Source organism: Bacteroidetes bacterium SB0662_bin_6 (assembly GCA_009839485.1).
Lineage (GTDB): Bacteria > Bacteroidota > Rhodothermia > Rhodothermales > VXPQ01 > VXPQ01.
Genome location: VXPQ01000046.1, coordinates 207,332 through 219,947 on the forward strand (window position 1 = coordinate 207,332; position 12,616 = coordinate 219,947).

Consider the following 12,616-nt stretch of genomic DNA (forward strand, 5'->3'; position numbering starts at 1 on the left):
AGCGGACAGCATAGCGGGCTCGTCACCTCGGCACCCACCCCGCAATCCTCAGCGGCCCCCCGCTCCCTCCCACAATCTTCATCGGCAACGCCACGATTCCGGCGCCCGTCGCCGGCAGCGCGTCCAGGTTCGTCAGGTTCTCGAACCCCACGATGTTTGCGCTGTACAGGATCACGTGTGCGCGGTAGTCGCTCGACTGGCCGTAGTCGATGCTGGGCGTGTCGATCCCGACCGCCGCGACGTTGCGGTTGTCCACCAGCCACTGTGCGGCTTCCGGGCCGATTCCGGGAAAGTGCAACTCGGGCACGGCCTCGGGGCCCGTGAGATCCGTGCCCAGGTAGGCGGTGCGGTCGTTCCAGCGTGACGACCACCCCGTGCGGACGAGTAGCGCGGCGCCGTCGGCAATCTGACCGTGCTCGGTCTCCCACGCGGTGAGATCCTCGACCGACAGCAGGTAATCGGGATCGGCGTCGGCAGCATCGACTACGGCCAGTCGAGCGACTACCGCGCACACGTGATAAGGCTCGAGAGCGGGATCTCGTCCGCCGTCATGCGCCCCTCCGCAAAGTGGATCGGCGCGTCGAGGTGGGTGCCGCCGTGCTCGGCGGAGGCGAAGGAGTAGGACGCGTAGAAAAAGCCGGCGTCCGTGTAGCCGTACGCCAGTTCGGTGAGCTGAAAACCTACCGTGTCGGTAGGCCAGTAGATCGTGGAGGGTCCGAAGGCGTGGGAGAGCTCGACCCATTCGCCCGCGTCGCCGGTGAAGACGGCGGTGTGGTCAGGGGGCGGGGCATCCTGCAGACACCCCGCGGCGAGAAGGGCCGTGGTGAGTGTGGCCAGCGCGCCCTTGCCGCGCACGGTGGCGAGGGCTGCCTTCGCCTTGAACGAAGAAGAGTGGGTTCTGCGGGTGCGTCTCGGCATGAGTCTCCTCTGGTTGATCGGGTCGGGACAAGGTCATAACAGTATACCCTAAATTCCGCAAAATCTGTCCAATCAACCCGAACCACCTTTGTTGCCGAGGTTACGAGCCGCCCGTCCGATTGTAACAAGGTTGAGAAGCAAGGAACCGCCAACACAGGCATCCGTAACGCACCATTGGAGAGGTAAAGACAACGCAGCAAATCGCCGCCCTGCCCTCTTGTCGGAAAATACAGAACGGGGGATATCATGATCAGAACAAAAATATCGGAGCAGGACCTGGACAAGGTCAGGGACATCGTGGCCCGGGACCTGGCGAAACGCTTCAGTCCTGAAGAATTCACCTTCGATCCCATCATAGTCAAGCATGATCTTGACCATGACGGAGACGAGATCCTCCGGATAAAGATTATTTTCGATGGCGATCAGAACAACCTCGATACCCGTTGGACGGCGAGGATAGTCGGGCGCATTTACCCCGAATTGGAAAAGCTGGACATAACCGCTTACCCGATTACCTCGTTCATCGAGAAGTCCGAGTGGGAAGATCCGGCGTACAACATTCCCTGGTGGGAAGAAGAGACGTAAGTTGCGGTTGGCGCCGCAGCCTCTGCCCTGTTCTTCTTCGAAGGGCCGAATATGCTATAAATAATTCTTTACAGCGACCGTCACCAGACTCATGTCTCCGGAAAATTTCATCAGGACGGCATGGGAGTTGATCCCAGTCGGGCAGGGGAAGCCGAGAAACACCGATCTCCGCCGCGCTGTTAGTACAACGTACTATGCTCTGTTTCACTGCCTTGCGCGCTCCTGTGCGGATACGCTCATAGGTGGCTCCAGCTCGGTTCGCAAGACAAATGCCTGGATACTGACATACCGAGCACTGAATCATCGTCCTACCAAACAACGATGCCGGGATGAAAACAGCCTCGGCCAATTTCCATTAGACATTCGTGCATTCGCCGAGACGTTCGCTCGAATGCAGGAAAGCCGCCATCGTGCGGATTACGCTCCGGACGAGGTACTGCAAAAGTCGGATGTGATCCGGAGTATTAAGGAAGCGAAAGATGCTATTTCGGATTTTGAGCAGGTATCATCTGCGGACCGGCGGGCCTTCGCCGCATATATTTTGTTTAAGGGTCGTGAGTAGGTGAGAGCGGACCGCTGCCGCCCGTTCCCTAGGTCAGAAGCTGACGCTGAATCCGATCGAGATGACGGGGATCACCTGGAACACGCTGATGTCATCGTTGATTTCGTCCTGCTCCTCTCGCACGTCCGCCTGCAGTTGTGGATCGGTGACAACGCTCCGGCAGTTGTCGCCGGTGCTCTCGCATGCGTGGCCGCGCAAGCTGAGCGCCGACGGCGGCGCTCTCGAGTAGACGACCCCGAGCTCGAATGGAACGTTCCATCGCCGGTCGCCGCGGGGAATGATGTTGCCCCATCCAATCCGGAAGCTGGGAGCCACCTTCGTCTCGAACGAGAAGACAGCCGTGCCGACTATCGGATTGGCAGGATCGCTGATCAAATCCTCATCGCCGAGATCGAACGCGTCGCCGCCAGGCACGCGCGCATCCGCGTTGACCTCGTTGCCGTTGTACAGCATCACTCCGGGACTCAGGTGAAAGCCGCCGCCGAACGGAAACCAGTCGAGGTGCGCGGAAACCGAGCGCAGCTGCAACTGCGCGTCGAGCACGATCCCGTCATTCTCGGAATCGTAGCTGTAGCTGAAGAGGCTGAAACCGCCGCGGATGTTCATCCTCTCGGCGATCGGGACGGCGACATCGGCACCGAGGCCAAGCGTCGAGACGGTGAAGGCCGCGCCGGCCCGCCGCTCCGGCGTTGACGGCGCCTGTCCGGCGACGGTGCGCGAACCCGCCGTGACCATCAAACAGACGAGCACGCACCGAACGATCGTTTTCATTGGCTTGCTCCTTTTCATTCATATCACCTCCGAGGTGGTGTTTAGGATGCCAAGCCTTCTTACTTCAATGAGGCCGGAGCGCTAAGGCTCCGGAAATGCTCTTCAAGCAATAGATACCAGCACTCCCACAGCATATCCCCGTAGCGCGCCGTCAGTACCCGAAAAAGAACCTCACAAAAAACGTCCAGCCCTCTTCGGTTGGTCAGCCCCGCACCCGAATCCGCGCCTTGCGCAACTTGGAAAACGGGATTGGCGGGCCTCCCCAGATGACTCCGCGGAAGATGGTGAGAAACGTGGAGCGCCACAGCACATAGACGAAAATGAGTACCGCAAGCGGGAAGGGCAGCGCGCTCCACCAGGGGTAGGAGTCGTCCCGTGAGGCGGTTGTAGCGACTACCCAGTAGATGAGCGGGCAGGCGGCAAAGAGCAGGCCGGCAAGCGGCTGCCCGTTGGCCAGAAGCAGCGGTGCGAGGACGAGCGGTGCGGCGGCGAGCCAAATTAGCGTGGCGGTGGCGCCCGTCGCCAGGAAGAGACTGTAGTCCAGGGCGGCGAACAGATTCTTCTCAAGCCCGCGAACGAAATCGCCGAGCGAGTGGTACCAGGTGCACTCCAGCATCGCCTTTCCTTTCAGGAAGGCTGATCGCATCCCCCGCATCTTCACGGCCTGGCCCAGCCGGATATCCTCGTCAGGCCGGAGGGCGACCCGTGCGTGTCCCCCGACGGCGCGGTACGAGTCGGCGCGCATGATCGTGTAGGAGCCCACTCCAATGAAGGCGGAACTGCGCGGATCCTGCACCTTCCAGAGCCGCTGTCTGGCGCCGACCAGGAGGTGAAATGTAATCGTGCAAGCCTGTAGCATGACGCCAGTGAGCGTGAGTCGCGGCGCCGCAGCCAAGTGATCGAGTCGCTGCCGGACGAGGTAGCGCACGCCAAGCGCTGCGGCGTCGGGGGCGAAGACCACGTCGGCGTCGGTGAAGAGGAGGACGTCGCCGGTGGCTGCATCCGCGCCGCGTTGGGCCGCGTGAGGCTTGCCGAACCAACCCGCCGGGAGTTCGTCGATGTGCAGGACGTTGAGACGCGGGTCCCGGGCGCCCAGACGTTCGGCGATTTCTCCCGTACAGTCGGTGGAGCGGTCGTTGACGAAGACGATTTCGTAGTCGTGGTATCGGAGGGCGAGAAGCGACCGCAGGGCGCCTTCTATCGAGCGCTCCTCGTTATGGGCGGTGACAATGATGGAAAGGCGGGGAAGTGGAGAATCGTCGGGGCCTGGTGGGGCCACATCCTCCAGCCGGGGGATCCTGTAATGATCGAACAGGGCGCCGATGGCGAAAGCCACCCATGCGGCGAGGGTGAGGGCCGCGAGGGCGAGCGCCGAGTGAGCGACCAGAAATGTCGTCATGCAGGTGGCTTCAATGAGGCCGGAGCCGGACGGCCCGGGAGGTTTTCGGGATTGCGTAGGTGCCTTGAATACCCCCTTTTGAGTAAAAAAAGATCATTGAGACCCGGCCAACTCTGCCAGCGCACAGTCGCCGCGCACGGCCGCTACTGCCTGATGCCCCGCTGCGTGGACAGATACGTCGCGAAGCTGCCGAGCCAATGGCTCCCGACGTAGTTGTTTGGATCTACCCCGGCGAAGCCGGCCTCGGCATTCCGGGCCGCGAGCGCCGCCATCGCTGCCTTTCGGTCGTCATCTTCCGGAAGCGCGCTCATGATGCCCTGCAGCATCCAGGCGCGGCTCAGGTGCAGGCCGTGCAGATGCCCGAAAGCATCCTCTTCGTCAAAGGGAACGTGTACCGGTTCCAGCATCCTGGGTAGCGGGCCCGGCATAAAGCCGTCGAGCCAAGCGGCGAACTCTCCGGGCGGCAGCACCCGCCGCATGAAGTCGGCCTCGGCAAGACAGGGCGAAAGGAAGTCCTGCCCCGACGGCTCGTAGTCCACCGGACAGTCACGGTCGTCGCCGTACCAGGCACCCGCCCGAGCCGCCAGCAGATCCTGCATGGACTGGTCGCCCACGGACATCGCCCAGTCGTGGATCAACCCCGCTGAAAAGGCCGTCTGCTCATGCTCGCCCACGCGCACAGGATATTCGAGTTTGTCCAGGAACTCAACGAGCCGCTCCACGGCATTCGCAACCAGGGGCGCGAGCGTCTCGCGCCAGCGGGCGGCCCGCCCTCGGTCATCATCCGAGGATTCCGGATCGGCGCTCCACTCGTGAAGCTCCGCGTCGAGCTGGAGAAGCCAGGCCAGGCCGTAGGGACGCTCGAACCCGCGCCGGCCCTCCTTCGAAACGAAGTCAAGTTCGCCGGCAACCCGCTCATCGGTTAAGTTATGATCGAGTGCCATCCGCGCATCGGAAGCGAACTCGGCATCAGGGAACCGGCGGGTCAGGCGCGCCAGCAGCCAGTGTCCGTGGACTGCGGAGTGCCAGTCATAGCAGCCGTAGAAGACCGGCGTCAGATCCCGGGGCAAGCCGAGGTCGTCGTCGCTCTCCAAGCGCACCCGCAGGCCGTACGGATACTCCTTCGTCACGCAGTCGAGGGCGAGCGCCGCGAACGCGGACACGCCCGTCTCCTCAAGCTTCGGAGGTGTCAGGTCCACGGGAGCCGCTTCGTCGAAAGGCGCCGGATCGCTGCTTCCGCAGGCCCCCACCAATCCAGCCACGAGCGCCAGTACGCCGAACCACCGTCTCGGATCGTGGTGAACCATCGCATTCCTCCTTCCTTTCTGGTCAGAACTGCCGGGCCTCACTCACCATACACCCCCCTACACCGCCTCATACGAAGCATCCACCCAGGCCCGCTTCTTGCCGCTTTCTATCGCCGTATGAATGAAATGCACGCCTGTCGCGCCGTCCTGCACGGTAGGAAAGTCCATTGTGATGTCGTCCGCCTCCGCTCCGGTTTGATGTGCGGCTATGGCATGCACCGCATTCACGTAGATGTTCGCAAACGCCTCCAGAAACGCTTCGGGGTGCCCTGACGGAAGCCGGGTGCTGCGCTGGGCCGCTTCCACGAGGTAGGGGTTCCCCCGCTTGTACACCTGCTCCGGCCCGTCGTTGGACAGAAAGCGCAGGTAATTCGGATTCTCCTGCACCCATGCGAGGGAGCCTTTCGCGCCGTAGACGCGAATGTTAAGGCCGTTTTCCTCCCCTACGGAAATCTGGGAGCAATGCAACACGCCCCGCGCCCCTCCCTTGTAGTGGATCAGCATGTTGGCGTCGTCCTCGAGCGCCCGTCCCGGCACGAACGTATGAATGTCCGCGCAGAGCGATTCTATTTCGAGGCCGGTGATATAGCGCGCCAGATTTTCCGCGTGCGAACCGATATCCCCCACCGCCGATGACACGCCGGCCTTCGAGGGGTCCGTGCGCCACGCGGCCTGCTTACTGCCGGTGTCTTCCAGCTTCGTGGCAAGCCAGCCTTGCGGATACTCCACCACCACCTTGTTGATTTCGCCCAGTTCGCCGTTCTGCACCATGGCGCGGGCCTGCTTGACCATCGGATAGCCCGTGTAATTGTGCGTGAGGGCGAAGACGACGTCATGCGCCGCTACGAGCCGGCATAATTCCTCCGCTTCCTCGACGGTGGTCGTCATGGGTTTGTCGCACACGACATGGATGCCGCGTTCGATGAACGCCTTCGCGACCGGGAAATGCATAAAATTGGGCGTAACGATCGATACGAAGTCGATGCGCTCGTCGTCGGGAAGGGCAGCCTCCCGCTCGGCCATTTCCGTGAAGGAATCGTACACACGGGCCGGATCCAGATGCAGCGCCTCCCCCTGTTGCCGCGATTTGGCGGGATTCGATGAAAAAGCCCCCGCTACAAGCGTCGTAAGCCCGTCGAGGGCAGCCGCCTTGCGGTGTACCTCGCCGATGAAGGCGCCGGGGCCGCCGCCCACCATTCCATAACGGAGTTTTCTGCTCAAAGACATAGTGCTGTCGCTGTATGGTATCGTTGGTTTCCTGTGAAAACGAAAGAAACGCCCCCTACCCCGGCGGCGCGTACGAAGCGTCCACCCAGGCCCGCTCCTTGCCGCTTTCTATCGCCGTATGAATGAAATGCACGCCTGCTGCGCCGTCCTGCACGGTAGGGAAGTCCATTGTGATGTCGTCCACCTCCGCTCCGGTGCGGTGCGCTTCGATGGCGTGCGTCGCATTCACGTAGATGTTCGCAAACGCCTCCAGAAACGCTTCGGGGTGTCCTGAGGGAATCCGGGTGTTGCGCCGGGCCGCTTCCGCGAGGTAAGGATTTCCTCGCTTGTACACGCGCTCGGGCCCGTCGTTGGACAGAAAGCGCAGGTAATTCGGATTCTGCTGGCCCCACGCGAGCGCGCCGGCCGCGCCGTAGACGCGGATGTTGAAGTCGTTCTCCTCGCCTACGGAAATCTGGGAGCAATGCAATACGCCGCGCGCGCCTCCCTGGTAGCGAATCAGCATGCTGGCGTCGTCCTCGAGCGTCCGTCCCGGCACGAACGTATGAATGTCGGCGCAGAGCGACTCCATTTCGAGGCCGGTGATATAGCGCGCAAGGTTTTCCGCGTGAGAACCGATGTCTCCCACCGACAAGGACACGCCGGCCCTCAAGGAATCCGTGCGCCACTCGGCCTGCTTGTTGCCGGCGTCTTCCAGCTTCGTGGCAAGCCAGCCTTGCGGATACTCGACCACCACCTTGTGGATTTCGCCAAGTTCGCCGTTCTGCACCATGGCGCGGGCCTGCTTGACCATCGGGTAGCCCGTGTAATTGTGCGTGAGGGCGAACACGACATCGTGGGCCGCCACGAGCCGGCATAGTTCCTCTGCATCTTCGAGCGTGGTCGTCATGGGTTTTTCGCATACGACATGTACGCCGCGTTCGATGAACGCCTTCGCTATCGGAAAATGCAAAAAATTGGGCGTAACGATCGATACGAAGTCGATGCGCTCGTCTTCGGGAAGGGCCGCCTCCCGCTCGGCCATTTCCTCGAAGGAGTCGTAGAGGCGGGCCGGATCCAGATGCAGCGCCTCCCCATGCTGCCGCGATTTGGCGGGATCCGTCGAAAAAACTCCCGCTGCGAGCGTCGTAAATCCGTCGAGGGCAGCGGCCTTGCGGTGTATTTTTCCGACGAAGGCGCCGGGACCACCGCCTACCATTCCGTAACGGAGTTTTCTGCTCAAAGGCATGATCCTGTCGCCTTTCGATCGACGATTTCCGACGAAAACGGGTGAGAAATCACCCGGAAGGACGGTCTATGCCGCCAGAAACAACAGTGTATTATGTCGGGACGGCGGGATTTGAACCCACGACCCCTTGCACCCCATGCAAGTGCGCTACCGGACTGCGCCACGTCCCGAAAACAGACCCGAAGATAGGATTTTTTTCGATGGCATGATACGCGCGAGTTCAAAATGTTTTCCCGCCCGCCCGAGCTACGACAGGACAAAACCCAGCAGCAGCACAGCCACGATGCCCGTCACGCCCGCCACGGCGGAACCGACCGTATGCAGCTTGTAGGCCTGCGAGACCGTCATCCCGGAAAACTGGCTCACCACCCAGAAGTAGCTGTCGTTCGCGTGCGAGACTGTCATGGAGCCGGCCCCGATGGCGAGCGTGGTCAGCACCGGCCCGAACGACGACGCCAGCCCCAATGCCGGCAGCAGCGGAAACATGATGGACGCGGAGGTGATGATGGCCACGGTCGAGGAGCCGAGCGCCGTCTTGAGCGAGGCGGCCAAGAGAAACGGAACGAGCATGCTGAAAGCCCCCAGCCCTATCGAACCGAGAAGACCTCCGAGGTATTCCCCTATGGGCGTCGCCTGAAGCACCTTGCCGAAAGCGCCCCCTGCCCCGGTGATGAGAATAATCAGGCCGCCCGTTCGGAGCGATTCCGATATCCATTCCATGCGTACGCGTCCGCCCGAGCGCCATACCGCCGCACAGGCCGCAGCTACCCCGAGAAGCAGCGCCGAATTGGGATTCCCGATGAACCGGAGCAGGACAAAGAGATTCCCTTCCCCGAACGGACGCCCGGGCAACGACGCGATGGACTGCGCCGCAATGAGCGCCACGGGCAGCAGAATGGGCAGAAAGGCCAGCCATGCGGAACGGAGCTGGATATCCCCGGCGGCAGTGTCGACGGGAGAGACGTTTCCAGGCGCTTCGCCTGCCTGTTCCGCATCATGCTCCCCTTCTATGACGATGCGGCGCCCGGCAACCTGCGCGAAAAACCATGTCGCGGCAATGACAGGTACGCAAACAGCGAAGCCGAGCAGCATCACCAGGCCTATGTCCGCTCCCAGCTCTCCTGCGGCGGCAAGGGGGCCCGGCGTGGGGGGGATGAACACATGGCCGGCGTACAGCCCCATGCTCAGCGCCACCGTAAAGGAGGCGAGCGATGTGCCGGATTGTCTGGCCAGCGAACGGTTCAGCGGCGACAGCACGACAAACCCGGAATCGCAGAAAACGGGGATCGACACGAACAGGCCGGTGATGCCCATGGCGAGCAGCGAACGCGCCTTGCCGATCCAGCGCAACACGGAGCGGGCCATGAGCGCCGCCCCGCCGGTCTTTTCAAGCAGGGCGCCAATGATCGTACCCGCGGCGATGACGATCCCTATGTAGCCGATCGTGCCGCCGAACCCCTCCGTGATAGCTGTAATGACCTCATTTCCCGGCAATCCCGCTGCAAGCCCGACCAGATAGGCCGCGATCAACAGCACAAGAAACGGATGCGCACGAAAACGGGCCGTCGCCACAATGACGAAAACGACGGCCCCGACAAGAATTGCTATGAGGATCGGTCCGGTCAGTTCGCTTCAAGCTGGTCGAGCGCCTCTTTGAGAAAGCGCCGCAATTCGGCGAGATTGCGCATGTGCTCGCCCCCCGCCCCGGATTCCTCCGCAGAAAGTACCTTCTTTGCTGCCTTTATCTTTAACCCCCTGTCTTTCAGCAGGTACCGGATGCGCTCCACAATGCGGATGTCCTCGCTCGTGTAGGTGCGGCGCCCGGCGCGGTTCTTTCGGGGTTTCAGCTCCCTGAACTCGGTTTCCCAGTAACGCAGGACGTGCGTTTCGAGGCCCGTCATCTCACTGACTTCGCCGATCGAATAGTAGAGCTTCTGAATACTCTTTTCCTGCATGAAGCTTCTGCGAACAAGAACACAACATCGCGGATAAGGTACGAAAACCCGGCAGCGAATGCGAAGGCAAATGTCGCAGGCGAGCCAGAGTATCCTGAAAAATATCAGACTCCATCTTGCGGCAACGTATTCCGTCTTGCGGGTAAGTGAATCCTCCGGAAAAAAATGGCACGCGGAAGCGGCTCTTCTCTTTGTCGTGACCGTCTGGGGAGTGAATTATCCGCTGCTGAAATCGGTCATGGAGGTCATGCATCCGCACATGATCAACAGCTTCCGGTTTTCGATCTCGATTCTCGTGCTCGGCGGGATTTACCTGTACCGGCGCCGGCAAACAGGTTTACCCGTCTGGGAGCCCCTCCGAAAATACCCTCTTCGGATCGCCGGACTGGGCGCGCTGGGTTTTATCGTCTACCAGCACCTGTTCGTTCACGGCATATATCATACCACGGCGGGCAACGCGGCCCTGATCATGACCAGCGTGCCCCTGTGGACGGTGTTACTGAGCGCTACGCTGGGTACAGAGCGAATCCGGGGAAGAACGTGGTTTGCCCTTCCCTTCGTACTGGTCGGCGCCATGGTGATCGTGGTGGGCGGCGCCGGAACGATTTCGTTCGACAGCGGGATATTCCTCGGGAATGTGCTGATGCTGGGCGCTGCCTGTTCCTGGGGCTGCTATACGGCACTCAATAAACCCATGCTGCGTCATGTCTCCGCAACCGGACTGACGTTCCTTGCACTGATGTTCGCCCTTCCCGTACTGATCGGAATGGGCCTGCCGGAGATTGCCCACACGGACTGGAGCGCTGTGACCCCGAGGCACTGGGCAATCATCGTGTATTCGGGGGGGCTTTCCACGGGCCTGGTCCTGGCGCTGTGGAACAACGCAGTGAACCATGTAGGCGCCTCGCACACGGCTGCATACGGCAATCTGGTTCCGCTTACGGCACTGACCGCGAGTTACCTTCTGCTGGGCGAAACGGTGAGCCTCATCCAGATTATCGGCGGCGCCACCGTGATCGGGGGGCTCCTGATCCTGCGCGGCATGCGCCGGAAAGCGGCCCCGGTGTGACGGAGACGATCAGCGGAACCGCAGACGTACCCCGGCTTTGCCCGATCTGCAAGACCCGGTCCAAACAGGGGCCGGCGCCATCACCATTCAGGAGAAGACCACCTGGATATCCGTGTATTCCAGCAGGCCTTCTTCGCCGAACTCAACCCCGAACCCGGAGCTCTTCACCCCGCCGAACGGGGCATTGGGCTGGATCATGCCGTGCTTGTTGATCCAGACCGAACCGCACTCCATGCGATTCGCGATTTCCCTGGCCTGTGTAATGTCCCGGCTCCAGACGGACCCCCCAAGGCCGCTCGGATTGTCGTTCGCCTTCTCGATGGCCTCCTCGACCTGGCTGTACCGGATGACGGGCAGGACAGGACCGAACTGCTCCTCGTCCACCAGCCGGTCGCCGTTGTCGAGATCCGTAATGATCGTCAGCGGATAGAAATATCCCTTGCCGCCCATCTTGTCCCGGTATTTCTCCGGATCGTCCCCGAGGAGCACCCGGCCGCCCGCCTTGCCGCTGGCAGCCAGATCCGCCACGATGTCATATTGTTTGGCATTCTGAACCGGACCCAGAATCACATCCTCGCCCGTGCCCTCGCCCATTTTCATGTTTTCGGCAACGGCGACGAGTTCGCTGCACACCTCGTCATGCACATCCTCATGAACGTAGAGCCGCTTCAGCGCAGCGCAGGTCTGGCCGCTATTGATGAAGGCGCCCCAGAACAGCCCTTCGGCGATCTCCTTCGGATCGACATCGGGCAGCACGATGCCAGCATCGTTTCCCCCGAGTTCAAGCGTAAGCCGCTTCATGGTTTCCGCCGCATTCACCATGACTTTCTTGCCGGTGGCGCAGGAACCGGTGAAAATAATCTTGCTGATCCCCTCATGGGCCGTGATTGCCGGTCCGAGCGTGTCCTTTCCGGTAATGCAATTGACCACGCCTTGCGGCAATACCTCGTTCATGATTTCCACGAGCCGCAGCGTGGACAGGGGCGTGAAAGGCGAAGGCTTGCACACCACAGTATTGCCCGAAAGGATCGCGGGAATGCTGTGCCAGACCGCGATCATAACCGGAAAATTCCAGGGGGTGATGGACCCCACGACACCGAGCGGCTTGCGGTGCAGTTCGACCTTGCCCTGTTCGTTGTCCTGAAGGACCTTCACCGGCAGGGAAAGGCTCGCCGTATACTGGGCCCAGGCCACAGCTCCGCCGATCTCCCAGCGGGAGCCAAGACCGTTAAGGGGTTTGCCCTGCTCGGCAGTCAGGAGCTGAGCCAGTTCTTCCGCATTTTCCTCGATTTTTGAGGCGACCTCCATGCAGGCCGCCTGCCGATCGGCTTCGGGCACTTCACGCCATTTTCCGAACGCTCTTTTTGCGGCTGCTACGGCATCGTCAAGGTGTTTTTTCTGCCCGAGCGGCGCCAGGCCGGCCGGTTCCTCTTTGGCAGGATTAAGTACCTCAAAATGTTCTTCGGTGGACACCCTGCCGCCGTCGATGATCAGACAAAACGGTTCCATGGTTGACCTCTTAACGTTCTTTCGGTTTTCGCGGGGTTACGTACCAGACGTGTACAGGCAACAGCAATGTAAAAATTTCTTGCCTT

12 protein-coding genes and 1 tRNA gene are annotated in these 12,616 nt (G+C 61.3%); 2 read left to right on the forward strand and 11 right to left on the reverse strand.

The annotated features are described in order from the left end of the window. Nucleotides 1-22: 22 nt before the first annotated feature. Entirely contained in the window at nucleotides 23-514 is a 492-nt protein-coding gene (locus F4Y00_08810; protein MYE05053.1) for a cyclase family protein, read from the reverse strand. Then, nucleotides 502-918 (reverse strand): cyclase family protein, encoded by a 417-nt coding sequence (locus tag F4Y00_08815; protein ID MYE05054.1) that lies wholly within the window; start codon nucleotides 916-918, stop codon nucleotides 502-504. The genes F4Y00_08810 and F4Y00_08815 overlap by 13 nt, the downstream gene beginning before the upstream one ends. A gap of 246 nt (nucleotides 919-1,164) precedes the next feature. Between F4Y00_08815 and F4Y00_08820 the strand changes: the two genes are divergently transcribed. Continuing rightward, nucleotides 1,165-1,503 carry a hypothetical protein gene (locus F4Y00_08820; protein MYE05055.1) on the forward strand — a complete coding sequence of 113 codons (339 nt, stop codon included), beginning with the start codon at nucleotides 1,165-1,167 and terminating at the stop codon, nucleotides 1,501-1,503. Nucleotides 1,504-2,098: 595 nt separating this feature from the next. Here the strand turns inward: F4Y00_08820 and F4Y00_08825 are convergent. The 8 genes from F4Y00_08825 to F4Y00_08860 form a co-directional block, all read right to left on the reverse strand. After that, nucleotides 2,099-2,836 carry a hypothetical protein gene (locus F4Y00_08825; GenBank protein ID MYE05056.1) on the reverse strand — a complete coding sequence of 246 codons (738 nt, stop codon included), beginning with the start codon at nucleotides 2,834-2,836 and terminating at the stop codon, nucleotides 2,099-2,101. Nucleotides 2,837-3,038: 202 nt separating this feature from the next. Next, complete coding sequence (locus F4Y00_08830; protein ID MYE05057.1) at nucleotides 3,039-4,235, reverse strand: glycosyltransferase; 1,197 nt, start codon at nucleotides 4,233-4,235, stop codon at nucleotides 3,039-3,041. Between the two features lie 143 nt (nucleotides 4,236-4,378). Then, complete coding sequence (locus F4Y00_08835) at nucleotides 4,379-5,542, reverse strand: DUF2891 domain-containing protein (protein ID MYE05058.1); 1,164 nt, start codon at nucleotides 5,540-5,542, stop codon at nucleotides 4,379-4,381. Nucleotides 5,543-5,599: 57 nt separating this feature from the next. Then, nucleotides 5,600-6,769: a Gfo/Idh/MocA family oxidoreductase gene (locus F4Y00_08840; protein ID MYE05059.1), complete on the reverse strand. Its 1,170-nt coding sequence runs from the start codon at nucleotides 6,767-6,769 to the stop codon at nucleotides 5,600-5,602. Between the two features lie 55 nt (nucleotides 6,770-6,824). After that, complete coding sequence (locus F4Y00_08845) at nucleotides 6,825-7,997, reverse strand: Gfo/Idh/MocA family oxidoreductase (GenBank protein ID MYE05060.1); 1,173 nt, start codon at nucleotides 7,995-7,997, stop codon at nucleotides 6,825-6,827. Nucleotides 7,998-8,093: 96 nt separating this feature from the next. Continuing rightward, nucleotides 8,094-8,167, reverse strand: a tRNA-Pro gene (locus F4Y00_08850). Between the two features lie 76 nt (nucleotides 8,168-8,243). Beyond that, the gene (locus F4Y00_08855) at nucleotides 8,244-9,623 is read right to left on the reverse strand and encodes a GntP family permease (GenBank protein ID MYE05061.1); all 1,380 of its coding nucleotides are present in this window, start codon (nucleotides 9,621-9,623) and stop codon (nucleotides 8,244-8,246) included. After that, entirely contained in the window at nucleotides 9,620-9,952 is a 333-nt protein-coding gene (locus F4Y00_08860; GenBank protein ID MYE05062.1) for a MerR family transcriptional regulator, read from the reverse strand. Before F4Y00_08860 ends, F4Y00_08855 begins: the two co-directional genes overlap by 4 nt. 58 nt (nucleotides 9,953-10,010) lie before the next feature. On the opposite strand from F4Y00_08860, the gene F4Y00_08865 reads away from it, so the two are divergent. Continuing rightward, nucleotides 10,011-11,021 carry a DMT family transporter gene (locus tag F4Y00_08865; GenBank protein ID MYE05063.1) on the forward strand — a complete coding sequence of 337 codons (1,011 nt, stop codon included), beginning with the start codon at nucleotides 10,011-10,013 and terminating at the stop codon, nucleotides 11,019-11,021. An 87-nt stretch (nucleotides 11,022-11,108) separates the two neighbouring features. On the opposite strand, the gene F4Y00_08870 is transcribed toward F4Y00_08865, so the two are convergent. Then, complete coding sequence (locus F4Y00_08870) at nucleotides 11,109-12,530, reverse strand: aldehyde dehydrogenase family protein (protein MYE05064.1); 1,422 nt, start codon at nucleotides 12,528-12,530, stop codon at nucleotides 11,109-11,111. Nucleotides 12,531-12,616 lie beyond the last annotated feature (86 nt).

What these genes read in the sequence shown, in the direction of transcription:
- F4Y00_08815 (MYE05054.1), bottom strand. Translation starts at nt 918, where the DNA reads ATGCCGAGACGCACCCGCAGAACCCACTCTTCTTCGTTCAAGGCGAAG.
- F4Y00_08820 (MYE05055.1), top strand. Translation starts at nt 1,165, where the DNA reads ATGATCAGAACAAAAATATCGGAGCAGGACCTGGACAAGGTCAGGGAC.
- F4Y00_08825 (MYE05056.1), bottom strand. Translation starts at nt 2,836, where the DNA reads ATGAAAACGATCGTTCGGTGCGTGCTCGTCTGTTTGATGGTCACGGCG.
- F4Y00_08830 (MYE05057.1), bottom strand. Translation starts at nt 4,235, where the DNA reads ATGACGACATTTCTGGTCGCTCACTCGGCGCTCGCCCTCGCGGCCCTC.
- F4Y00_08835 (MYE05058.1), bottom strand. Translation starts at nt 5,542, where the DNA reads ATGGTTCACCACGATCCGAGACGGTGGTTCGGCGTACTGGCGCTCGTG.
- F4Y00_08840 (MYE05059.1), bottom strand. Translation starts at nt 6,769, where the DNA reads ATGTCTTTGAGCAGAAAACTCCGTTATGGAATGGTGGGCGGCGGCCCC.
- F4Y00_08845 (MYE05060.1), bottom strand. Translation starts at nt 7,997, where the DNA reads ATGCCTTTGAGCAGAAAACTCCGTTACGGAATGGTAGGCGGTGGTCCC.
- F4Y00_08860 (MYE05062.1), bottom strand. Translation starts at nt 9,952, where the DNA reads ATGCAGGAAAAGAGTATTCAGAAGCTCTACTATTCGATCGGCGAAGTC.
- F4Y00_08865 (MYE05063.1), top strand. Translation starts at nt 10,011, where the DNA reads ATGCGAAGGCAAATGTCGCAGGCGAGCCAGAGTATCCTGAAAAATATC.
- F4Y00_08870 (MYE05064.1), bottom strand. Translation starts at nt 12,530, where the DNA reads ATGGAACCGTTTTGTCTGATCATCGACGGCGGCAGGGTGTCCACCGAA.